20 protein-coding genes, 3 tRNA genes and 1 pseudogene are annotated in these 21,440 nt (G+C 59.1%); 1 reads left to right on the forward strand and 23 read right to left on the reverse strand.

Annotated elements, in window-relative coordinates; genetic code table 11:
• Window positions 1–442: 442 nt before the first annotated feature.
• From PY649_RS18200 to PY649_RS18310, 23 genes and pseudogenes are all read right to left on the reverse strand, one after another.
• A complete protein-coding gene (locus PY649_RS18200) occupies window positions 443–715 on the reverse strand; it encodes a DUF1467 family protein (protein ID WP_285870004.1) in 273 nt (90 codons plus the stop codon).
• Window positions 716–890: 175 nt separating this feature from the next.
• The gene (gene mce, locus PY649_RS18205) at window positions 891–1,295 is read right to left on the reverse strand and encodes a methylmalonyl-CoA epimerase (RefSeq protein ID WP_285870005.1); all 405 of its coding nucleotides are present in this window, start codon (window positions 1,293–1,295) and stop codon (window positions 891–893) included.
• Window positions 1,296–1,326: 31 nt separating this feature from the next.
• On the reverse strand, window positions 1,327–3,000 hold the full coding sequence (locus tag PY649_RS18210) for a ribonuclease J (RefSeq protein ID WP_285870006.1): 1,674 nt from the start codon (window positions 2,998–3,000) through the stop codon (window positions 1,327–1,329).
• Between the two features lie 13 nt (window positions 3,001–3,013).
• Complete coding sequence (locus PY649_RS18215; protein ID WP_285870007.1) at window positions 3,014–3,781, reverse strand: biotin--[acetyl-CoA-carboxylase] ligase; 768 nt, start codon at window positions 3,779–3,781, stop codon at window positions 3,014–3,016.
• Window positions 3,781–5,223 carry an NADH-quinone oxidoreductase subunit NuoN gene (gene nuoN / locus PY649_RS18220; RefSeq protein WP_285870008.1) on the reverse strand — a complete coding sequence of 481 codons (1,443 nt, stop codon included), beginning with the start codon at window positions 5,221–5,223 and terminating at the stop codon, window positions 3,781–3,783. The genes PY649_RS18215 and nuoN overlap by 1 nt, the downstream gene beginning before the upstream one ends.
• An 18-nt stretch (window positions 5,224–5,241) precedes the next feature.
• Window positions 5,242–6,753 carry an NADH-quinone oxidoreductase subunit M gene (locus PY649_RS18225; protein ID WP_285870009.1) on the reverse strand — a complete coding sequence of 504 codons (1,512 nt, stop codon included), beginning with the start codon at window positions 6,751–6,753 and terminating at the stop codon, window positions 5,242–5,244.
• The gene (gene nuoL / locus PY649_RS18230; RefSeq protein ID WP_285870010.1) at window positions 6,753–8,747 is read right to left on the reverse strand and encodes an NADH-quinone oxidoreductase subunit L; all 1,995 of its coding nucleotides are present in this window, start codon (window positions 8,745–8,747) and stop codon (window positions 6,753–6,755) included. The genes PY649_RS18225 and nuoL overlap by 1 nt, the downstream gene beginning before the upstream one ends.
• Window positions 8,748–8,754: 7 nt before the next feature.
• Window positions 8,755–9,063: an NADH-quinone oxidoreductase subunit NuoK gene (gene nuoK, locus PY649_RS18235; RefSeq protein ID WP_285870011.1), complete on the reverse strand. Its 309-nt coding sequence runs from the start codon at window positions 9,061–9,063 to the stop codon at window positions 8,755–8,757.
• 30 nt (window positions 9,064–9,093) lie between these two features.
• The gene (locus PY649_RS18240; protein ID WP_285870012.1) at window positions 9,094–9,708 is read right to left on the reverse strand and encodes an NADH-quinone oxidoreductase subunit J; all 615 of its coding nucleotides are present in this window, start codon (window positions 9,706–9,708) and stop codon (window positions 9,094–9,096) included.
• Window positions 9,709–9,858: 150 nt separating this feature from the next.
• A complete protein-coding gene (gene nuoI / locus PY649_RS18245; RefSeq protein WP_028754013.1) occupies window positions 9,859–10,350 on the reverse strand; it encodes an NADH-quinone oxidoreductase subunit NuoI in 492 nt (163 codons plus the stop codon).
• Between the two features lie 40 nt (window positions 10,351–10,390).
• Window positions 10,391–11,434 carry an NADH-quinone oxidoreductase subunit NuoH gene (nuoH, locus tag PY649_RS18250; protein WP_285870013.1) on the reverse strand — a complete coding sequence of 348 codons (1,044 nt, stop codon included), beginning with the start codon at window positions 11,432–11,434 and terminating at the stop codon, window positions 10,391–10,393.
• Between the two features lie 12 nt (window positions 11,435–11,446).
• The gene (gene nuoG / locus PY649_RS18255; protein WP_285870014.1) at window positions 11,447–13,528 is read right to left on the reverse strand and encodes an NADH-quinone oxidoreductase subunit NuoG; all 2,082 of its coding nucleotides are present in this window, start codon (window positions 13,526–13,528) and stop codon (window positions 11,447–11,449) included.
• A gap of 247 nt (window positions 13,529–13,775) precedes the next feature.
• Entirely contained in the window at window positions 13,776–14,498 is a 723-nt protein-coding gene (locus PY649_RS18260; protein WP_285870015.1) for a helix-hairpin-helix domain-containing protein, read from the reverse strand.
• A gap of 8 nt (window positions 14,499–14,506) precedes the next feature.
• A complete protein-coding gene (gene nuoF / locus PY649_RS18265) occupies window positions 14,507–15,811 on the reverse strand; it encodes an NADH-quinone oxidoreductase subunit NuoF (protein ID WP_285870016.1) in 1,305 nt (434 codons plus the stop codon).
• 16 nt (window positions 15,812–15,827) lie between these two features.
• A pseudogene (nuoE, locus tag PY649_RS18270) lies at window positions 15,828–16,532 on the reverse strand (NADH-quinone oxidoreductase subunit NuoE); the annotation flags it as partial.
• 15 nt (window positions 16,533–16,547) lie between these two features.
• On the reverse strand, window positions 16,548–16,865 hold the full coding sequence (locus tag PY649_RS18275) for a hypothetical protein (protein ID WP_285870018.1): 318 nt from the start codon (window positions 16,863–16,865) through the stop codon (window positions 16,548–16,550).
• A complete protein-coding gene (locus PY649_RS18280) occupies window positions 16,865–18,055 on the reverse strand; it encodes an NADH-quinone oxidoreductase subunit D (protein WP_285870019.1) in 1,191 nt (396 codons plus the stop codon). The genes PY649_RS18275 and PY649_RS18280 overlap by 1 nt, the downstream gene beginning before the upstream one ends.
• Window positions 18,056–18,115: 60 nt before the next feature.
• Window positions 18,116–18,490 carry a four helix bundle protein gene (locus PY649_RS18285; RefSeq protein ID WP_285870065.1) on the reverse strand — a complete coding sequence of 125 codons (375 nt, stop codon included), beginning with the start codon at window positions 18,488–18,490 and terminating at the stop codon, window positions 18,116–18,118.
• 48 nt (window positions 18,491–18,538) lie between these two features.
• Window positions 18,539–19,141, reverse strand: coding sequence for an NADH-quinone oxidoreductase subunit C (locus PY649_RS18290; RefSeq protein WP_285870020.1), 603 nt, complete (start codon window positions 19,139–19,141; stop codon window positions 18,539–18,541).
• An 18-nt stretch (window positions 19,142–19,159) separates the two neighbouring features.
• Window positions 19,160–19,741 carry a NuoB/complex I 20 kDa subunit family protein gene (locus tag PY649_RS18295; protein WP_285870021.1) on the reverse strand — a complete coding sequence of 194 codons (582 nt, stop codon included), beginning with the start codon at window positions 19,739–19,741 and terminating at the stop codon, window positions 19,160–19,162.
• On the reverse strand, window positions 19,732–20,097 hold the full coding sequence (locus PY649_RS18300; protein ID WP_028754004.1) for an NADH-quinone oxidoreductase subunit A: 366 nt from the start codon (window positions 20,095–20,097) through the stop codon (window positions 19,732–19,734). Before PY649_RS18300 ends, PY649_RS18295 begins: the two co-directional genes overlap by 10 nt.
• A 260-nt stretch (window positions 20,098–20,357) precedes the next feature.
• Window positions 20,358–20,434 (reverse strand) — tRNA-Asp (locus tag PY649_RS18305).
• 51 nt (window positions 20,435–20,485) lie between these two features.
• A tRNA-Asp gene (locus PY649_RS18310) sits at window positions 20,486–20,562 on the reverse strand.
• 392 nt (window positions 20,563–20,954) lie between these two features.
• On the opposite strand from PY649_RS18310, the gene PY649_RS18315 reads away from it, so the two are divergent.
• Window positions 20,955–21,030: transfer RNA gene (locus tag PY649_RS18315), tRNA-Val, on the forward strand.
• Window positions 21,031–21,440 lie beyond the last annotated feature (410 nt).

The following is a 21,440-nucleotide window of genomic DNA, read 5'->3' on the forward strand; positions in this document are numbered from 1 at the left end:
TCAACAGAAAAATTCTGCGCGACTGTAGCAAAAATGCAAAAAAATAGATGACAAGGCTCAATCTTTGAGCTAATTTTAGCTCACAAAAGAGGCAAGAAGGCTAAATTCTTGCCGTTTCGCGGTCAAGTCTTGGGAGGATCAGATCTTAGGCGCGCTTGCTCGCAGCCCCGGCAACGGATAAGGATCACGCGATACTTAAAAACAAGGCTTTCAGCCTTGTTTTTTTTTGCTTTTCTACCTCGGCCGATCGGCAGTTTTTTCCAATCGACGAGCTTCAGAGCAGTCTCCGACCACAACGAACTCACGCAACGGAAGGATCGCCGTTTGCGCCGCCTCTTTGCCTCAGGCACATGACAGGGGTGTGACGAATTGTGGGCTATTCAGTGACGCGCGACTTTCATCCGAAAATTGCGGAATATTTTTCGGAAATGAACCTCAGCCCTCAATAGCGTGGAACAATCGGCGGGATCGAGTCGAAGCCAAAGCCGAGATAATGCGAGCTGACGTACCATGCGCCGTAGATCACGGCGGATACCAGCGTCGTGATCAGCACGACCCTCCCGCCACGGAATTTCGTGGGCGCACTCTCGACAGTGCCGAGGACGACGTGATTGTCTTCGGCCTGCGTGCGCAATCCAAACGGCAGGACGGCGAAAAGCGTGATCCACCAGACAACGAAATAGACCGCGCAAGTCGAAAAAATCTGCTGGGCCATCATGCTCCCCTCGAAGCAGGCCGCAAACCGGCTTGCCCTCTCCTCATTTAAACCAGCTTATAGAACCAAAGCCCCGGCATTTCAAAGCACAGCTCAGCGCCCTAATGTCACACAACTGCGCCGCGCGGTCAGCTTGGCGCGCAAAGTCGCGGTAACACCTCCGGATTGCGCGGGTTCAGCGTTGCTCGAGTTCAATGAGAGTCCCAAAGAAATCCTTGGGATGCAGGAACAGCACCGGTTTGCCGTGAGCGCCGATCTTCGGCTCGCCATTGCCGAGCACGCGGGCACCGGCCGCAATCAGTTGTTCGCGTGCCGCGAGGATATCATCCACCTCGTAGCAAATATGGTGCATGCCGCCGTCGGGATTCTTGGCGAGGAAGGCCGATATCGGCGAGGCATCGCCGAGCGGTTCCAACAGCTCGACCTTGGTGTTCGGCAATTCGATGAAAACGACGGTGACGCCATGTTCCGGTAGAGATTGCGGCGCGGACACCTTGGCGCCGAGGGTATCGCGGTAGATGGAGGAAGCGGTAGCGATGTCAGGAACGGCAATTGCAATGTGATTGATGCACCCGAGCATGGCTGTCCCCTTTTCCTCAACCAGATCGCTATTACCCCGTGACGCGCGTGACGAACACAGTCACGACCGGTTTCTTGCCCCAGCTCTGATTGGCGGCGGCGCGCACAGCGCGGCGCACGGCCTCCTGCAGCATGTCGATATCCTTGCGACGGGCGCGCGGAATGCTCTCGATGGCGCCGACGATGGCGTCGAAGAGCGTATCCTCCATATCCTCGCCCTCGTCGTCATAGGCCGGAAGACCGATCGGCACGAGATCGGGATCGCCGACAATATCATAACGGGCATCGAGTACGACGTTAACGGCGACATGGCCGACATAGGAGAGCTTCTTGCGCTCGCCAATGCCCATTTCGTCAAAATCGCCGATCAGCGTGCCGTCCTTGAAGATGCGGCCATGCGGCGCCTCGCCAATAACCCCGACCGGCCCCGGTGCCAATCGCAAAATATCGCCATTGCGAACCCGTGGCACGATGGAGATACCGGATTGCTCGGCCAGTTCCTTGTGTGCGGTCAGATGCGTTGCCTCGCCATGTACCGGCACCACGACCTTCGGCCGCGTCCATTCATACATTCTCTGCAGCTCGTTGCGGCGCGGGTGACCGGAGACGTGAACCAACGCTTCGGCATCCGTCACCACATGCACGCCCTGCTCGGTGAGGCCGTTCTTGATATCCTGGATCGCCTTCTCGTTGCCGGGAATGGCGCGCGAGGAGAAAACGACGATATCGCCGGCGGCGAGCGCGACATTACGCATCTCGTCGCGAGAGAGTTTGGCAAGGGCAGCACGCGGTTCGCCCTGGCTGCCGGTCAGAATGACGACGACCTTGTCGCGCGGGATATAGCCATATTCGTCTTCGGCGATGAACGGCTTGATGCCCTCCATGATACCGATGTCACGGGCGACATCGACAACGCGTTTCAGCGAACTGCCGAGCAGCAATATCTCGCGACCCGCCGCCTCGGCGGCTTCGGCAATGGTGCGGATACGACCGACATTCGACGAGAAAGTGGTGATCGCCACCCGCCCCTCGGCATCCTCGATGATTTTGCGCAGGCTTTCCGAAACATCCTTTTCCGAGGGAGAGACGCCGTCGCGCAACGCATTGGTGGAATCGCACATCAGCGCCAGCACGCCTTCGTCGCCGAGCTGGCGGAAACGGGCCTCGTCGGTCAACGGTCCGAGCGATGGCTCGTGGTCGATCTTCCAGTCGCCGGTATGGATGACATTGCCGACCGGCGTGCGGATCATCAGCGACATCGGTTCGGGAATGGAGTGGTTGACGGCCACGCCCTCGATGCTGAAGGGACCGACATTGATACGATCGCCGGCCTTGAATGGCGTGATGGGGATCTCGCCCATCGACTTCTCATAGTCGCGCTTGGCTTCCAGTAGACCGGCGGTAAAGGCCGAAGCATAAATCGGAACATTCAGGCCGGGCCAGAGATCACTCAGCGCGCCGTAGTGGTCCTCATGCGCATGCGTGATGATGATGCCTTTGAGATTCTTGCGTTCCTTGGCGAGGAAGCGGATATCGGGGAGCACGAGATCGACCCCCGGCAGATCAGGCCCTGGAAAGGTGACGCCGCAATCGACCATGATCCACTGGCGATGTTCCGGCGCGCCATAGCCGTAGAGCGCGAGATTCATGCCGATCTCACCGACGCCGCCAAGTGGCAGAAACACCAGTTCGTCTTGGTTCGCCATATCTATCTTCTACCTAACGATTAAAAAAAACGTCGCCCGCAGCAATCGGCAAAATCTTGCCGTCGCCGGTATCGAGCATCAACAAGCCATTATCATCGATTCCGACGAAATGGCCGGAAATCGACCGGTCCGGCAGGTTAACAGTGATCTTTTCGCCGATGCCGCAGGCGACCTCGCGCCAACGTGCGGTCACCTCGCGAATGCCTTTGCCGCTGTTCCAGACAGTGAGCGTCTCAGCCATGGACGCATAAAGATGCGCAAACAACTCTTCCGGCGACACTGTCGTGCCATGCTCATGCAGGCAGGTGACTGGGTAGTGCGGATTTTCCGGCATAACAGAAACATTGATGCCGATGCCGATCACCAGCGCATGGCGTCCATCGGGAAGAGCTTCTCCCTCGATCAAAATGCCGCAAGTCTTCTTACGACCGATCAGAATGTCATTCGGCCACTTGACCTCGACAGGCTCGGCCGCCACCGGCAACACGCTGCGCACCGCCTGGTGCACAGCCACCGCGACGGCCAGGGGCAGAGAGCCGAGGCGATTCACGGGAGCCGGATCAATCAGAAGAAGGGAAGCATAGAGGTTGCCGCGTTCGGAAACCCATGGACGCCCGCGGCGCCCGCGGCCACCCGTCTGGCGGCCCGCCGTCACCCAAAGATTGCCGGCATCACCTGCCCGCGCCCGTTCCAGGCACTCGCTGTTGGTGGACGCAGTCTCTGAAAGAGCATCATGCCGGAAGTCGGCGAGCGACTTCCGGCTGTTCAAGTCAGACGCCATCAAAACAGCGTCGCGGCAGCGAGATCGGCCGCACCGCCGATAGCACCGCCGAAGAAGACATAGGCGACGACGAAGAGACCGGAGAGGCCAAAGACCAGACGCAGCGAACCGGCCGTGCGGGTGAACTCGTCCTTGGCTTCATCGAACCACATCACCTTGATGACGCGCAGATAGTAGTAGGCGCCGACGACCGATGCGAGAACGCCGATGATGGCGAGCGCATAGAGATGGGCCTGAATAGCCGCGACGAAGACGAAGTACTTCCCGAAGAAGCCCGCCAGCGGCGGGATACCGGCAAGCGAGAACATCAGCGCCGTCAGCACCACCGCCATGAACGGATTGGTCGTTGAAAGACCGGCGAGGTCGTCGATGTTTTCAACCTGGCGGCCATCCTTGCGACGCATCGCCATGATGATGGCGAAGGAGCCGAGCGTCATGACCATGTAGATGACCATGTAAAGCATGACACCGGAGACGCCGGTCTTGTTGCCGGCAGCGAGGCCGACCAGCGCATAACCCATATGACCGATGGAGGAATAGGCCATCAGACGCTTGAAGTTGCGCTGACCGATCGCGGCGAAAGAGCCGAGCAGCATGGAAGCGATCGAGATGAAGACGATGATCTGCTGCCAGTCGGCGAGCACCGGATGAAAAGCGGTGACGACGATACGGGTCAGGATCGCCATGGCGGCGACCTTCGGGGCACCGGCAAAGAAGGCCGTGACCGGGGTCGGCGCACCTTCGTAGACGTCCGGCGTCCACATGTGGAACGGCACGGCGGAAATCTTGAAGGCCAGGCCCGCGAGAACGAAGACCAGACCAAAGACGAGGCCGAGCGAGCGGGTTTCCGCGGTGAGAGCCGCAGCGATGGCGTCAAAGGTGGTGTGACCGGTGAAACCGTAGACCAGCGACATGCCATAGAGCAGCATGCCCGAAGACAGCGCGCCGAGCACGAAATACTTCAAGCCGGCTTCCGTAGACTTGATGCTATCGCGATTGATGGCGGCGACGACGTATAGCGCCAGCGACTGCAGTTCCAGCGACAGGTAGAGCGAGATCAGATCATGCGCCGAGATCATCAGCAGGATGCCGAGGGTCGCCAGTAGCAGCAGCACGGGGAATTCGAAGCGATCGAGCTGCTGCTCGCGCGCCTGCCCCATGCTCATGAACATGGCAACGATCGAACCCACCACGGCCACGATCTTCATGAAGCGCGAGAAGCCGTCGGCGAGATAGGCGCCGCCGTAAGCCAGGCCTTCGCCCGGCACGAAGATGATCCAGAGACCGGCCACCGCGAGAACCGCAATGGCAAGGCCGGTGACCGTCGGTCCCGACCGTTCGCCGGCAAAGACGCCGATCATGAGCAGCACAAGCGCACCGACCGCGAGGATGAGCTCCGGGATGGAAAGATGCAGGCTTGCAAGAATTGTGTCAGCAGTCATGTCGAATAAGTCCCGTCATCAATTCATCGACAGCGCAACATTCTGCGCGGCGTGCAGGGCTGCGGTGTAGTTGTTCACGAGCAGATCCACCGAAGCGGCTGTCGCATCGAAGATCGGAGCCGGATAGACGCCGAAGAAAATCGTCAGCGCGATCAGCGGATAGAGGATGAGCTGTTCGCGCGGCGACAGATCCAGCAGCTTCTTGAGGTTTTCCTTCTCCAGCGCGCCGAAGATGATGCGGCGGTAGAGCCAAAGCGCATAAGCGGCTGAAAGAATAACGCCGGTGGCAGCAAACAGCGCGACCCAGGTGTTGGCGCGGAAGACGCCGATCAGGGTTAGGAACTCACCGATGAAGCCGGAGGTGCCGGGCAGACCGACATTGGCCATGGTGAAGACCATCATCGCGACGGCGTATTTCGGCATATTGCTGACGAGACCGCCATAGGCCGCGATCTCGCGGGTATGGGTGCGGTCATAGATCACGCCGACGCAAAGGAAGAGCGCGCCCGAGACAATGCCGTGCGACAGCATCTGAAAGATCGCGCCCTGAACACCCTGCTGGTTGGCCGCGAAGATGCCCATAGTCACATAGCCCATGTGCGCAACCGAGGAATAGGCGATCAGCTTCTTCATGTCTTCCTGCATCAGCGCCACCAGCGAGGTGTAGATGATTGCGATGACAGACAGGGCATAGACGAGCGGCGCGAAATATTCCGATGCGTTCGGGAACATGCCGATCGAGAAGCGGATGAGACCATAGCCGCCGAGCTTCAGAAGAATACCGGCCAGGATGACCGAGCCCGCGGTCGGCGCCTGAACGTGCGCATCGGGCAGCCAGGTGTGCACCGGCCACATCGGCATCTTCACCGCGAACGAGGCGAAGAACGCCAGCCACAGCCATATCTGCATCTGCGGCGGGAACTTGTAGGCGAGCAGCGTCGGGATATCCGTCGTGCCGGACTGCCAGTACATCGCCATGATGGCGAGCAGCATCAGCACAGAACCGAGCAGCGTATAGAGGAAGAACTTGTAGCTGGCGTAAACGCGATCCCTGCCGCCCCAGACACCGATGATCAGGAACATCGGAATGAGGCCCGCTTCGAAGAAGACGTAGAACAACACGATATCCAGCGACGTAAACACGCCGACCATCATCGTCTCGAGGACGAGGAAGGCGATCATGTAATCCTTCAGGCGCTTCTCGACCGAAAGCCAGCTCGCCAGCACGCAGAAGGGCATCAGGAAGGTCGTCAGGATGACGAACAGCATGGAAATGCCGTCGACGCCCATGTGATAGCTGATGCCGGAGGTGAGCCAGTCATGCTTCTCGATCATCTGGAAGCCTGGATTGGCGTTGTCGAAGCCAATCCAGACGAACAGCGAGACGATGAAGGTGAAGACCGTCGTCAGGAGCGATACGTTCAGGATGTTGCGGCGGCCGTTGGGTCCGTCATCCCGCATGAACAGCAGGAGAAGAACGCCTACCAGCGGCAGGAACGTGACCGTTGAAAGAATAGGCCAATCGGTCATCAGAGGGAACTCCCGAGCATCATCCAGGTAACGAGGGCTGCAATGCCGAGCAGCATCGCGAAGGCATAGTGATAGAGGTAACCGGTCTGCAGGCGAACGACGCGGTTGGTGACATCGACGACGCGAGCGGCGACACCGTTCGGGCCGATCCCGTCGATGACCCCGATATCGCCCTTCTGCCAGAGGAAGCGACCAAGCGCTTTGGCGGAGCGTACGAAGAGGAAGTCATAGAGTTCGTCGAAGTACCACTTGTTCAAGAGGAACTCGTAGAGCACGCGATGCTGCTGTGCGAGGATGCGCGGCGTCTCCGGCGACCGGATGTACATGTACCAGGCCAGCACGAAGCCGAGCAGCATGGCAACGAACGGGCTGACGCTCACCCAAGCCGGAACATGTTCCATCTCTTCGAAGATATGGTTCGTGGGCAGTGTAAACAGCGCAGTCTTCCAGAACTCGCCATAGGCCTCGCCAACGAAATCGCTTCTGAAGACCATGCCGGCGAGGATAGCTCCAAGCCCCAGCAGATAGAGCGGGATCAGCATGACGTTCGGGGATTCATGCACGTGATGCATGACCTCGTGCGAAGCGCGGGGTTTGCCGAAGAAGGTCATGAAGATCAGGCGCCACGAGTAGAAGCTGGTGAACAGAGCTGCGATGACCAGGAGCGTAAAGGCGAAGCCCGCGACCGAACTGTGCGAAGCATAGGCAGCCTCGATGATCGCATCCTTCGAAATAAAGCCCGCAAAACCGAAATGGGTGAAGGGAATGCCGACGCCGGTGATCGCTACGGTGCCGATAATCATGACCCAGAAGGTCTTGTTGATGTGCGTACGCAGGCCGCCCATGTGGCGCATATCCTGCTCACCGTCGACGGCGTGAATGACCGAACCGGCGCCGAGAAACAGCAGGGCCTTGAAGAAGGCGTGCGTGAACAGGTGGAAGATGCCCGCGCCATAGGCGCCGACGCCGAGTGCGACGAACATATAGCCGAGCTGCGAACAGGTCGAGTAAGCGATGACGCGCTTGATGTCGTTCTGCACCAGGCCGACCGTCGCCGCGAAGAAGGCAGTGATCGCACCGATGACGGTGACAAAGGTCAGGGCATCCGGGGACAGTTCGAAGATCGGCGACATGCGGGCGACGAGAAAGACACCGGCGGTGACCATGGTCGCCGCATGGATGAGCGCCGACACCGGGGTCGGGCCTTCCATAGCGTCCGGCAGCCATGTGTGCAGCAGGAACTGCGCCGACTTGCCCATCGCGCCCATGAAGAGCAGCAGACAGACGCCGGTCAGTGCATGCGCACGGTCAAGGTGCATGCCGAAAAGGTTGAGCACGATATCGCCCGGCTGACCGCCCTGCCCTGCGGCAAAGCTCTGTGCGTTGCCGAAGATGACGTCGAAATTGATCGAGCCGAAGAGAACGAAGACGCCAGCGATGCCGAGCACGAAACCGAAGTCGCCAACGCGGTTGACGATGAAGGCCTTTATCGCAGCCGCGGATGCCGAGGGCTTCTTGTACCAGAAACCGATGAGCAGATAGGAGGCCAGACCGACGCCTTCCCAGCCGAAGAACATCTGGGCGAGGTTGTCGGAGGTCACCAGCATCAGCATGGCGAAGGTGAAGAGCGAAAGGTAGGCGAAGAAGCGCGGACGATGCGGATCGTGATGCATGTATCCGATCGAGTAGACATGAACGAGGGTCGAAACCGTGTTCACGACGATCAGCATCACCGAGGTCAGCGTATCGATGCGCAGCGTCCAGGAGGCGTCGATGCCGCCGGACTGGATCCAGCGCAGCACTTCGACCTTGATCGGGCCATCGGTATGACCAAGCGCGACCGTGAAGAAGACGATCCAGGACAGAACCGCGGCGATGATCATCAAGCCGCTGGTGACATATTCCGAAGCCTTGGCACCGATCCCGCGGCCGAACAGGCCGGCGATAATCGCGCCGATCAAGGGAAGAAAGACGATAGCCTTATATAAAAACATAGCTTTATCAGCCCTTCATCATGTTGACGTCTTCGACCGCGATCGAACCGCGGTTGCGGTAGAAGACGACGAGAATTGCAAGACCGATGGCCGCTTCGGCAGCGGCAACAGTCAGAATGAACAGAGCGAAAACCTGGCCGACGATATCATTGAGGAACGTTGAGAAGGCGACCATGTTGATGTTGACCGCGAGCAGAATGAGTTCGATCGACATCAGGATGATGATGACGTTCTTGCGGTTCAGGAAGATGCCGAAGACGCCGAGCACGAAAAGGATGGCGCTGACCGTCAGGTAGTGGGAAAGTCCGATGACCATATTCTTGTTCCTTTAACCCTCGTGCTCGCCTCAGACGCCCTGCCCCGGCTTGACCTTGACCACCTCGACGGCGGTCGCGGGCGTGCGGGCGACCTGTTGGGGAATGCTCTGGCGCTTGATGTGCGTGCGATGCTTCAGCGTCAGCACGATCGCGCCGATCATCGCGACCAGGAGCACCAGGCCGGCGATCTCGAAGAAATAAACGTAGTTGGTATAAAGCACGTCGCCGAGTGCTGCGGTGTTCGTCCGGGCCGTCAGCGCCGGGATAGGCATCGCGACCGACTTGGCAATCGTTGGCGAAATCACGCTGCCGCCGATGACGACGATCAGTTCGGCGGCGAGGATGATGCCGATCAGTGCGCCGACCGGCGCATATTCCAGAATGCCTGCCCTGAGCTCGGAGAAGTCGATATCGAGCATCATGACGACAAAGAGGAAGAGAACCGCGACGGCGCCGACATAGACGACCAGCAGGATCATCGCCAAGAATTCCGCCCCCATCAGGAGGAAGAGGCCGGCCGCATTAAAGAAGACCAGGATGAGGAACAGGACCGAATGGACCGGATTCCGCGACGAGATAACCATGAACGCCGACGCCACAGCGACAAAGGCGAAGATATAGAAAAAAAGAGCCTGCAGACCCATGTTGGTGCCTTTTTCGTCTTCCCCCGGGCAGCCGGGAGTTTCCCTGCCCGATGGGACTTAACTGGACAAATGTCCGGCAAAGCCCCGGTCTCTATTCCACCGTGACGGCGACAATCTCGGCCGCCCGTCACGGCATATTCAAAATTCCGCTTAGCGGTACGGCGAGTCCATCGCGATGTTGCGCGCGATTTCGCGTTCCCAGCGGTCGCCATTTTCCAGAAGCCGCGCCTTGTCGAAGTAAAGCTCTTCGCGGGTTTCGGTGGCGAATTCGAAGTTCGGCCCTTCGACGATAGCGTCGACCGGGCATGCCTCCTGGCAGAAGCCGCAATAGATGCACTTCACCATGTCGATGTCGTAGCGAACCGTGCGGCGGGTGCCGTCGTTGCGGCGCGGGCCAGCCTCGATGGTAATGGCCTGAGCAGGACAGATGGCTTCGCAGAGCTTGCAGGCGATGCAGCGCTCTTCGCCATTCGGATAGCGACGCAACGCATGTTCACCGCGGAAGCGCGGGCTGACCGGTCCCTTTTCAAAGGGATAATTGATCGTCGCCTTCTGCTTGAAGAAATAGCGCATCGACAGAAAGAATGCGCCGACGAATTCCTTAAGGAACAGCGAGCTGACGGCGTTGGAAATTCCGGCCATCTTCAACCTCCAAATCTGCTTGAAGCGAGGATCGACATCATCATGCCCATCCTGTCAGCTTCAGCACGAATGCAACGATAACGACCATGGCCAGCGACAGCGGTAGGAACACCTTCCAGCCGAGACGCATGAGCTGGTCGTAGCGGTAGCGCGGCACGAACGCCTTGACCATCGCGAACATGAAGAAGACGAGGCACGACTTCAGCAGGAACCAGATGATGCCCGGGACCCAGTTCAGGATCCAGATATCGATCGGCGGCAGCCAGCCACCGAGGAAGAGGATCGTGGTCAGCGAGCACATCAGAACGACGGCGGCATATTCGCCGAGCATGAACATCATGTAAGGCGAGGAGCCATATTCGACCATGAAGCCGGCAACCAGTTCCGATTCCGCTTCCGGAAGATCGAAGGGCGGACGGTTCGTTTCAGCCAGCGCCGAAATGAAGAACACGATGAACATCGGGAACAGCGACAGCCAGTGCCAGTCAAGGAACGAAGCCGGCAAGCCGAGCTTGGTGCCGAGGCCGGTCTGCTGCGACATGACGATATCGGTCAGGTTCAACGAACCGACGCAGAGCAACACGGTGACGATGACGAAGCCGATCGAGACTTCATAGGACACCATCTGCGCCGCAGAACGCAGCGCGCCGAGGAACGGATACTTCGAGTTCGAAGCCCAGCCGCCCATGATGATGCCGTACACTTCGAGCGACGAAATCGCCAGAATGTAGAGGATGCCGACATTGATATCGGCGATGACCCAGCCATGCGCCACTGGCACGACGGCCCATGTGGACAGCGCCAGAACAACGGAAACAAGTGGGGCCAGCAGGAAGACGGTCTTGTTGGCGCCGGCCGGGATGATCGGCTCCTTGACCATGAACTTTAGAAGGTCGGCGAAGGACTGGAACAGGCCGAAGGGACCGACGACGTTCGGGCCGCGGCGCAGCTGAACCGCCGCCCAGATCTTGCGGTCGGCAAGAAGGATATAGGCGATGAAGATCAGCAGGCAGACCAGGAGCAGCAGGGACTGACCGATGATAATCAGCGCCGGCCAAAGATAGGTCGAAACGAATGAATCCATAGTCCTTTGCCCTTACTCTGCCGCAGCCTGGAAATTGTTGCGGGCCAATGCCGAGCACTCCGCCATGACGGCAGAGGCACGCGCTATCGGGTTCGTCAAATAGAAGTCTTTGATCGGCGAAGCAAACCCGGATTTCGTCATCGCGCCGGCTTTTTTCGCGACTGCGACAATTTGGGCGCTATCGCCTTCGGCGATCTCGTCGATGCCTGCGAAATGCGGGAAAGCAGCATAGAGCCTGGCGCGCAATTCTCTCAACGAATCAAAGGGAAGCTTCTTGCCGAGCACGTCGGAAAGGGCACGAATGATGGCCCAGTCCTCGCGGGCGTCGCCCGGTGCGAAACCGGCACGGTTGCCCATCTGAACGCGGCCTTCGGTGTTGACCCAGGTGCCCGACTTTTCGGTGTAGGTGGCCGCCGGCAGGATGACGTCGGCATTGTGCGCGCCGTTGTCGCCATGCGAGCCGATATAGACGGTGAACTTCGCGCTCTTGCGGGTGAAGTCCAGCTCGTCAGCGCCGAGCAGGAACAGAACGTCCATCGAGGAGAGCATCGCAGCAGCATTGACGCCCTTTGCGCCCGGCACGAAGCCGAGGTCAAGACCACCGACACGTGAAGCCGCGGTGTGCAGCACGGCAAAACCGTTCCAACCGTCCTTCACGACGCCGACAGCGGAGGCGAGCTTGGCGGCATTCGCCAGCACCTCAGCGCCGTCTTCGCGGATGAGCGCGCCCTGGCCGATGATGATCATCGGCTTTTCGGCGTTCTTCAGAACATCGGCAAAGGCATGCGAACCGCTGACGACATCGGCGAGCGTATCCGGGCCAGCGCCGAAATAATCATAGGAGTAACGCAGGTCCGCATGTTCGCCGATCACGCCAATCGGGAACTTGCCGCGGCGCCAGCGCTTGCGGATACGCGAGTTCAGCACGGCCGCTTCGGAGCGCGGGTTGGCGCCGATGATCAGCAGCGCATCTGCAGCTTCGATGCCCTCGATGCTCGGGTTGAAGATGTAGCTTGCACGGCCAAGCGACGGATCAAGCGCCGTCCCGTCCTGGCGACAGTCGAGATTTTCCGATCCCAGCGACTTCAGCAGCTCGGAGAGCGCGTACATCTCTTCGACAGAAGCGAGGTCGCCGGCAATCGCGCCGATCTTGTCGCCGCTGGTGGCAGCAACCGCGGACTTGATGGCGGCGAAGGCGTCGCTCCACGTCGAAGCCTGCAGGCGTCCATCCCTGCGGACATAGGGCTTGTCGAGACGCTGCGTCTTCAGGCCGTCCCAGATGAAGCGGGTCTTGTCCGAGATCCATTCTTCATTGATCTGCTCGTTGACGCGCGGCAGGACGCGCATGACTTCACGGCCGCGGGTATCGACGCGGATAGCCGAGCCGAGCGCGTCCATGACGTCGATCGATTCGGTCTTGTTCAGTTCCCACGGACGGGCCGTGAAGGCGAAGGGCTTCGAGGTCAGCGCACCGACCGGGCAAAGGTCGACGACATTGCCCTGCAGTTCGGAGGTCATCGCCTGCTCGAGATAGGTGGTGATTTCCGCATCTTCGCCGCGGCCGATCAGGCCGAGTTCGGAAATGCCGGCAACTTCCGTCGTGAAGCGAACGCAGCGTGTGCAGTGGATGCAGCGGTTCATCACGGTCTTGACGAGCGGGCCGATATACTTGTCTTCGACGGCGCGCTTGTCTTCCTGATAGCGCGAGCTGTCGATGCCGAAGGCCATGGCCTGGTCCTGCAGGTCGCATTCGCCACCCTGGTCGCAGATCGGGCAATCCAGCGGGTGGTTGATCAGCAGGAATTCCATCACGCCTTCGCGGGCCTTCTTGACCATCGGCGTGTTGGTGAAGACTTCCGGAAGCTCACCGTTCGGGCCGCCGCGGATGTCGCGTACGCCCATGGCGCAGGATGCCTGCGGCTTCGGCGGGCCACCCTTCACCTCGACAAGGCACATGCGGCAATTGCCGGCCACCGACAGTCGTTCATGGAAGCAGAAGCGCGGGACTTCGGCGCCGGCTTCCTCGCACGCCTGGATAAGCGTGTAGTGATCCGGAACTTCGATCTCTTTACCGTCAATCTTCAGTTTTGCCATCGTCCACTCAGTCCTATGTCACGTCTGCCGCCGTACCTGGCCGCAGACAATTTCATGACCGCAATACCGTCTCGCCAGCGGCACGGCATTTGAGCCGTGTGGCACCGGTCTTGCTCACAATCACCTTTGCCGAACCTTGCCCCCACAAGATCAGCACGCCGGCTGAAACATCGCGGGCCACGCCCGCAACATGCTCACCGCTTTGTTTCACGCTCTTCGGCCGCTTGGGGATAGCCGAAGAAAAGTCTCAACCCCGGCCCTTCGGCAGGAGCGCTTTTGCCTGACCAACCCAGTCATCGCGACGGATACGGCCGTCGAAACCAAGGTCCGTATCGATCCGCTCGATATCCGCGTCGTTCCAGGCCGCGATATCGACAAAGCGCTGAATGCCTCGCCCGTTCAAAACCTGCTCCAACTTCGGACCGATGCCCGAAATCCGCTTCAGGTCATCCACTTTAGCGGCGACCTTGCGGCTACGCGCCGCCGCTGGCCTTGTTGCAACCGGCTCCGCAGCAACGGCTTTGGCCTTGGTCCTGGGCTTGGCCAGCACCTCCGCTGGCGATATCTTCGCTGCGACCCGCTTCGGCTCGACCTTCTTCACCTCAGCCGGCTTTGCTTTGGTCGGCTTGGCAGCGGGCGATGCCGTCACCGGCTTCGGCTCCCCTGCCCCATCAATCTTTGCTGCCGGCTTAGGCTCGGCAACGGCATTGTTCTTCTCGTCGAGCGCAACAGCGAGCTTGTTGGTCGCGTCGACCACGCCTTGCAGCGCGCCGAAGAACGCACCCGCCATCTGCGACGAGAAACCGAACCCGATCGCGGTCGCGGCGGCAAATGCAGCCGCCGGATGCGACATCAACGGGTGGATCGGCAAGGCAGGCGAATTCCGAAGCATGTCCGCGGCAATACGGCTGAGATCAGCCGATGCATCGGCCGCTCCGCTATTCTGCCTGGTATCTGTGGTCTTCGCCATGATCGTCCTTACTCGGCCGCTTCCAGCACCGCGCCGTGGCTTGTCGCATTGGCCGTATACTGGTCGATGCGCTTTTCGATTTCCGGGCGGAAGTTGCGGATCAGGCCCTGTACCGGCCACGCGGCGGCGTCGCCGAGCGCGCAGATGGTATGACCTTCGATCTGCTTCGTCACCTGGAACAGCATGTCGATTTCGCGCTTCTGCGCATTGCCCCGGGCCATGCGCTCCAGCACGCGCCACATCCAGCCGGTGCCTTCACGGCACGGCGTGCACTGGCCGCAGCTTTCATGCTTGAAGAAGGCCGAGATACGGGCAATCGCCTTGATGATGTCTGTCGACTTGTCCATGACGATCGCTGCTGCCGTACCGAAGGACGATTTGACCTCACGCAGGCCGTCGAAATCCATCGGGCAATCAATGATGTCGGCCGCCGGAACGACCGGGCACGACGCGCCACCAGGGATGACGGCAAGCAGATTGTCCCAGCCGCCACGAATGCCGCCGCCATGCTTCTCGACCAGTTCGCGGAAGGTGATGCCCATCGATTCTTCCACCGTGCACGGACGATTGACGTGGCCGGAAAGCATGAACAGCTTCGTGCCGACATTGTTCGGACGACCGAAGGAGGAGAACCAGCTGGCGCCGCGACGCAGGATCGTCGGGGCGACGGCGATCGACTCGACGTTGTTGACGGTCGTCGGGCAGCCATAGAGACCCATATTGGCCGGGAACGGCGGCTTCAGGCGCGGCTGGCCCTTCTTGCCCTCCAGGCTTTCGAGCAGCGCGGTTTCTTCGCCGCAGATATAAGCGCCGGCGCCGTGATGGACAAAAACATCAAAATCCCAGCCGAGCTTGTTGTTTTTGCCCAGAAGTCCAGCATCGTAACATTCATCGATCGCCGCCTGCAGGGCTTCGCGTTCGCGCATGTATTCGCCGCGGACATAGATATAGGCCGTGTGGGCGCCCATGGCGAAACCGGCAATGACGCAGCCTTCGATCAGCGTATGCGGATCGTGGCGCATGATATCGCGGTCCTTGCAGGTGCCCGGCTCGGACTCGTCGGCGTTGACGACGAGATAGTGCGGACGGCCATCGCTTTCCTTCGGCATGAAGGACCACTTCAGGCCAGTCGGGAAGCCTGCGCCACCACGACCGCGAAGGCCGGAAGCCTTCATCTCGTTGACGATCCAGTCCCGGCCCTTTTCGAGGATCTGCTTCGTGCCATCCCAATGGCCGCGCGCCATCGCGCCTTTCAGGGACTTGTCCTTGAGACCGTAGATATTGGTAAAGATGCGATCCTGATCCTGTAACATACCTTACCTCTTACTCAGCCTTGTTGCCGACGGCCGCTGCCTCGGATGCCGGCACGGCGACAGTCTCCGCAGCAACCTTAGCACTGGACTTCTTCTTCGTCGCCGGCTTCGGCGAATCCATGAGCGACGTCAAACCACCTTCCGGTGCAGAGAAAATACGATCGATCTGCGGGCCGGTCGGGACTTCGCTGCCCTTGCCTGCGACGAATGCATCGATGATCTCTTCGAGACGTTCCGGCGTCAGATCCTCATAGGTATCCTTGCCGATCACGACCATCGGTGCGTTGACGCAGGCGCCCTGACATTCGACCTCTTCCCAGGAGAGCGTGCCTTCGGCATTGCGCTCCAGAGCATGGTCGGCGATCCGGCTCTTGCAGACCTTCACCAGGCCTTCGGCGCCGCGCAACATGCAGGGCGTCGTGCCGCACACCTGGATATGGGCGCGGCTGCCGACCGGATGCAGTTGGAACTGCGTGTAGAAGGTGGCGACCTCGAGCGCGCGGATATAGGCCATATCAAGCATATCGGCGATCTTTTCGATGGCCGCCTTGGTGACCCAGCCGTCCTGCTCCTGCGCACGCATCATCAGCGGGATGATCGCGGATTGCTGGCGGCCCTCGGGATATTTCTTGATCGTCTTTTCCGCCCAGACCGCATTCTCCTGGTTAAAGGCGAATGCGGCAGGCTGGAATTGATCTTCGGCTAGTCGACGAACGGACATCTTTCACGCCTTATCTCAGTTTAAGGACCCACACCGCGTATCCGTCAGAGACGAAAATTCGCAGGCATAGGCCGACTGGTCTTTCTGCATAAACACAACGAACTTGCCGCCATTCGGCACAGCGGCCTTTATTTCATAGCCGCGTGACACGAGATCGGCCATGGTCGATGTCGCGCTCTGCGAAGCCGTATTTCCACTCTTGGCACTATTCGAGCTTTTCGCATTCGAACCTTGCACAGAGATGCTGGGCAACGCCTGCGTCTTGCCGACCTGCTGAGCCGAAGCTCCGGAAGCAACAAAAACCGCAGCGACGATGACCGGCCAAAGCTGCATCAGCGATCCACCTCACCGAACACGATGTCGAGCGAACCGAGCACGGCCGCGACGTCGGCAAGCAGATGGCCGCGGCACATGAAATCCATGGCCTGCAGATGTGCATAGCCCGGAGCGCGGATCTTGCAGCGATACGGCTTGTTCGAACCGTCGGAGACGAGATAGACGCCGAACTCGCCCTTCGGCGCTTCGACGGCGGCGTAAACCTCGCCGGCCGGCACGTGATAGCCTTCGGTGTAGAGCTTGAAGTGGTGGATCAGCGCTTCCATCGAGCGCTTCATCTCACCGCGCTTCGGCGGCACGACCTTGCCGTCGAGCGAAGACACCGGTCCGGTCTTGGCATCGCCGAGCAGACGGTTGACGCACTGCTTCATGATGCGGACGGACTGGCGCATCTCGATCATGCGGATCAAGTAACGGTCATAGCAGTCGCCGTTCTTCCCGATCGGAATATCGAATTCGAGATCGGAATAGCATTCATAGGGCTGCGCGCGGCGCAGATCCCATGCGGCGCCCGAGCCGCGGACCATGACGCCCGAGAAGCCCCAGGCCCAACAGTCTTCCAGCGACACGACGCCGATATCGACGTTGCGCTGCTTGAAAATGCGGTTGCCGGTGAGCAGCTCGTCGATATCGTCGAGCGCCTTCAGGAAGGGATCGCACCAGTCGCCGATATCCTGCACCAGCTTTTCCGGCAGATCCTGGTGAACGCCGCCCGGACGGAAATAGGCGGCATGCATGCGCGAGCCCGAGGCACGCTCATAGAATACCATCAGCTTTTCGCGCTCTTCGAAGCCCCAGAGCGGCGGCGTTAGCGCACCGACGTCCATGGCCTGCGTCGTCACGTTCAGCAGATGCGACAGGATGCGGCCGATTTCGGAATAGAGCACGCGGATCAACTGGCCGCGAATCGGGATATCGAGGCCGAGCAGCTTTTCGACGGCCAGGGCATAGGCATGTTCCTGGTTCATCGGCGCCACGTAGTCGAGGCGATCGAAATAAGGAACGGCCTGCAGGTAGGTCTTCGTTTCGATCAGCTTTTCCGTACCGCGATGCAGCAGGCCGATATGCGGATCGACGCGTTCCACAATTTCGCCGTCCAATTCGAGGACAAGACGCAAAACGCCGTGCGCAGCCGGGTGCTGCGGACCGAAATTGATGTTGAAGTTGCGAACGTTGTGTTCTGTCATTGCAATGCGCTCCGCTTATTGCAGGCATTAGCCAATAGGCAATAGGCAATAGTGTAACCGTTAGCTCTCATATCCATGTCGTTCGTCCTGCAACCGGCGGATAAGCGATCGTAGCATCTTGCCGATTTCATCACCCGAGGACATCGTCGCCTTAATTCGCTCAAAGGCGACGATCTCTACTCGTGTTGACAATATCAGATGCGTTTCCAATTCCTTCAGCGACCCTTGTGCAATCTTGAGATGATGAACGTAAGCCCCTGTAGCTTCTCGCCCATAACCTTCTGCGATGTTGGCCGCGACCGATACGGATGCGCGCCGTATTTGTGAAACCAAGCCGTAAATCTCTTCCTTCGGAAATTCCTTAGTAAGAGCATAACATTCAACGGCAAGATCCAAGGAGCGCTGCCACACTGTAAGGTCCTGGTAGGAATTAATCGCCGTTCGCCATTCTCCTGTTGCCTATTGGCTACTGCCTATTGCCTTTTATTGTTTCGCCTTCTCATCGCCCGGCAGCACGTAGTCCGTGCCTTCCCAGGGGGACAAGAAGTCGAAGTTACGGAATTCCTGCTTCAACTCGACCGGCTCGTAGATGACGCGCTTGGCAGCGTCGTCATAACGAACTTCAACGAAACCAGTGGTCGGGAAATCCTTGCGCAGCGGGTGGCCTTCGAAGCCGTAGTCGGTCAGGAGGCGGCGCAGATCGGGGTGGCCGGTGAAGAGAACGCCGTACATGTCCCAGGTTTCGCGTTCGAACCAATCGGCGCCGGGATAGACGCTGCAGGCCGAGGGAACCGGCTGATCTTCGGCGACGGGAACCTTGACGCGGATGCGCAGGTTCTTCTTCGGCGACAGCAGGTGATAGACGACATCGAAACGATCGGGACGCTGCGGCCAGTCGACGCCGCAAATATCCGTCAGGTTGACGAAACCGCATTTGGCATCATCACGCAGGAACGTCAGCAGCGCGACCACGTTTGCGGCCGTCGTCGTCACGTTCAGCTCGCCATACTTGATCTCGAACGACGAAATCAGCGTGCCGCGAATTTCGGTGAGATAGGTGGCGAGTTCGTTCAGGGCTTCACTCATATTGCCTTGTCCCCTGCCTTACCGTTCGATCGTGCCGGTGCGCCGGATTTTCTTCTGCAGCAGAAGCACGCCGTAAAGCAGCGCCTCCGCCGTGGGAGGACAGCCCGGTACATAGATGTCGATCGGCACGACGCGGTCGCAGCCGCGCACAACAGAATAGGAATAATGATAGTAGCCGCCGCCGTTGGCGCAGGAGCCCATCGAGATGACGTAGCGCGGTTCCGGCATCTGGTCGTAGACCTTGCGCAGAGCCGGAGCCATCTTGTTGGTCAGCGTGCCGGCAACAATCATGACGTCGGACTGACGCGGCGAGGCGCGTGGCGCAAAACCGAAACGCTCGACGTCGTAACGCGGCATGGAAACCTGCATCATTTCGACGGCGCAGCAAGCGAGACCGAAGGTCATCCACATTAGCGAGCCGGTACGGGCCCAGTTGATCAGCTCGTCGGTCGAGGTGACCAAAAAGCCCTTGTCGGCGAGTTCATTGTTGATCTCGCCGAAGAACGGGTCATTGCTGCCAACGGGCTTGCCGGTTGAGGGATCGATGATCCCCTTCGGTTGCGGCGCAACGAGCGTCGTGTTGCTTTGGGCTACTCCCATTCGAGCGCTCCCTTCTTCCATTCATAGATAAAGCCGATGGTCAGCACCGCCAGGAACACCATCATCGACCAGAACCCGAACCAGCCGATCGCACCGAAAGATACGGCCCAGGGGAAAAGGAAGGCGACTTCCAGGTCAAAGATGATGAAGAGAATCGACACAAGATAGAAGCGGATGTCGAACTTCATGCGGGCGTCATCGAATGCGTTGAAGCCGCATTCGTAAGCCGACAGCTTTTCCGAGTCAGGCGCCTTGAAGGCGACGGCAAACGGCGTAATCAACAACGCCAGGCCGATCACCACGGCAATACCAATGAAAATCGCTATCGGAATATAGGAACTGAGCAGTCCAGTCATCATGTCCATCCCTGCTTGCCATGGGCGCCGGGGCGGCGCCTCTGAGCAAATGCCCAAGCCAAGCGAAAGAGCGTTGCAACAAAGCCGTGGTTAGCGCAGCCGGAGCGCGGGCGCAAGCCTTTTGAATGTGTCGTTTCAAGCACTACCGAACCGGGCTTATCAACAAGCTGCAACGATATCGCGACAAATCCGCGCAAACGCGGAACGGTGTTTTCGCAGTCGCAGCAAATTGATGATTGATTGTAATGGCTTGAAGCAAATGGCGCGAGTGACGGGGCTCGAACCCGCGACCTCCGGCGTGACAGGCCGGCACTCTAACCGACTGAGCTACACCCGCGCATCGTTTGACCTATCGGCCAGGCGGAAATCCGGAATAAGTGCTTGAAAATGGCGCGAGTGACGGGGCTCGAACCCGCGACCTCCGGCGTGACAGGCCGGCACTCTAACCGACTGAGCTACACCCGCATTTCATTTCAAGCATTCCGGATGCTTTCGCACCCATCAAAGCGGTCTCTCGCCGTTCGATGAGCGGCTAACTACGGGGTTCGTGTTTGGGTGTCAAGCAGGTTTAAATACAAATCCATGACAGAGAGCGAATTGTTTGCACAACCTTCGCCGACGCATTCCGGCTCAGCCGATTTGGCATGGCAGGTTCGCGCCTCACGCATTTCAAAAGCGGCTCATACACGCTTCCCGGCAAGGCTGCTTTCGCGAAAGGACATGGTGTCGATATCGACTCGGAGGAGCGACGCCATCAAAAAAATCAAAAAATCTTCACAAACACTCTTGCGGTTTTTTGCCGTTCCGCATAGATCACGGCCACTGAACGCGGCGGGCCAACGACCCGCTTGCATGACGGGCGATTAGCTCAGTTGGTAGAGCGCCTCGTTTACACCGAGGATGTCGGGAGTTCGAGTCTCTCATCGCCCACCATTTTCCAAACATGAAATTTGATTGGCTGAGATCGCGGCTTTCGGGCTGCTTCGTAGCGCTTTTTTGCGTGCTGCAACGGTGCAAACGCCGTACGCCGTTCCCGCTCAATAATTACCCGCGATCACGATCGTCAGAAGTACTGCGGAAACAAGCACGAGCGCTGCGATGATTGCGAGCAGCTCCTCCAGCATAAAGCGTCCCATCTTGCTGCCATCCATGACGTTTGCTCCCTGCAAACCGGTTATTCGCTCTTTGTCCCAACGTCGAATCGCTGCGTTCAGTTCACTATGAACCTCGACATAAGTGGCCGGCATGGCAATTTCAGGGTTAATGATACCAGGGTTGTTCTTATGCCTAGTGGAAGATGTACACCGTCGCTTTTCCGAGGCTTGTCATTGATTCCTGCTCAA

The organism is Rhizobium mayense (genome assembly GCF_030272705.1).
Classification (GTDB): Bacteria; Pseudomonadota; Alphaproteobacteria; order Rhizobiales; family Rhizobiaceae; genus Rhizobium; species Rhizobium mayense.

Excerpts from the sequence above, each read along its gene's own strand:
- PY649_RS18300 (WP_028754004.1), bottom strand. The coding sequence starts at position 20,097 with ATGACTGGACTGCTCAGTTCCTATATTCCGATAGCGATTTTCATTGGT.
- PY649_RS18260 (WP_285870015.1), bottom strand. The coding sequence starts at position 14,498 with ATGGCGAAGACCACAGATACCAGGCAGAATAGCGGAGCGGCCGATGCA.
- nuoH (WP_285870013.1), bottom strand. The coding sequence starts at position 11,434 with ATGGATTCATTCGTTTCGACCTATCTTTGGCCGGCGCTGATTATCATC.
- mce (WP_285870005.1), bottom strand. The coding sequence starts at position 1,295 with ATGCTCGGGTGCATCAATCACATTGCAATTGCCGTTCCTGACATCGCT.
- nuoK (WP_285870011.1), bottom strand. The coding sequence starts at position 9,063 with ATGGTCATCGGACTTTCCCACTACCTGACGGTCAGCGCCATCCTTTTC.
- PY649_RS18225 (WP_285870009.1), bottom strand. The coding sequence starts at position 6,753 with ATGACCGATTGGCCTATTCTTTCAACGGTCACGTTCCTGCCGCTGGTA.
- PY649_RS18200 (WP_285870004.1), bottom strand. The coding sequence starts at position 715 with ATGGCCCAGCAGATTTTTTCGACTTGCGCGGTCTATTTCGTTGTCTGG.
- nuoI (WP_028754013.1), bottom strand. The coding sequence starts at position 10,350 with ATGGCCGGAATTTCCAACGCCGTCAGCTCGCTGTTCCTTAAGGAATTC.
- PY649_RS18240 (WP_285870012.1), bottom strand. The coding sequence starts at position 9,708 with ATGGGTCTGCAGGCTCTTTTTTTCTATATCTTCGCCTTTGTCGCTGTG.
- nuoG (WP_285870014.1), bottom strand. The coding sequence starts at position 13,528 with ATGGCAAAACTGAAGATTGACGGTAAAGAGATCGAAGTTCCGGATCAC.
- PY649_RS18290 (WP_285870020.1), bottom strand. The coding sequence starts at position 19,141 with ATGAGTGAAGCCCTGAACGAACTCGCCACCTATCTCACCGAAATTCGC.
- PY649_RS18210 (WP_285870006.1), bottom strand. The coding sequence starts at position 3,000 with ATGGCGAACCAAGACGAACTGGTGTTTCTGCCACTTGGCGGCGTCGGT.
- nuoL (WP_285870010.1), bottom strand. The coding sequence starts at position 8,747 with ATGTTTTTATATAAGGCTATCGTCTTTCTTCCCTTGATCGGCGCGATT.
- PY649_RS18215 (WP_285870007.1), bottom strand. The coding sequence starts at position 3,781 with ATGGCGTCTGACTTGAACAGCCGGAAGTCGCTCGCCGACTTCCGGCAT.
- nuoF (WP_285870016.1), bottom strand. The coding sequence starts at position 15,811 with ATGTTACAGGATCAGGATCGCATCTTTACCAATATCTACGGTCTCAAG.
- nuoN (WP_285870008.1), bottom strand. The coding sequence starts at position 5,223 with ATGACTGCTGACACAATTCTTGCAAGCCTGCATCTTTCCATCCCGGAG.
- PY649_RS18295 (WP_285870021.1), bottom strand. The coding sequence starts at position 19,741 with ATGGGAGTAGCCCAAAGCAACACGACGCTCGTTGCGCCGCAACCGAAG.
- PY649_RS18275 (WP_285870018.1), bottom strand. The coding sequence starts at position 16,865 with ATGCAGCTTTGGCCGGTCATCGTCGCTGCGGTTTTTGTTGCTTCCGGA.
- PY649_RS18280 (WP_285870019.1), bottom strand. The coding sequence starts at position 18,055 with ATGACAGAACACAACGTTCGCAACTTCAACATCAATTTCGGTCCGCAG.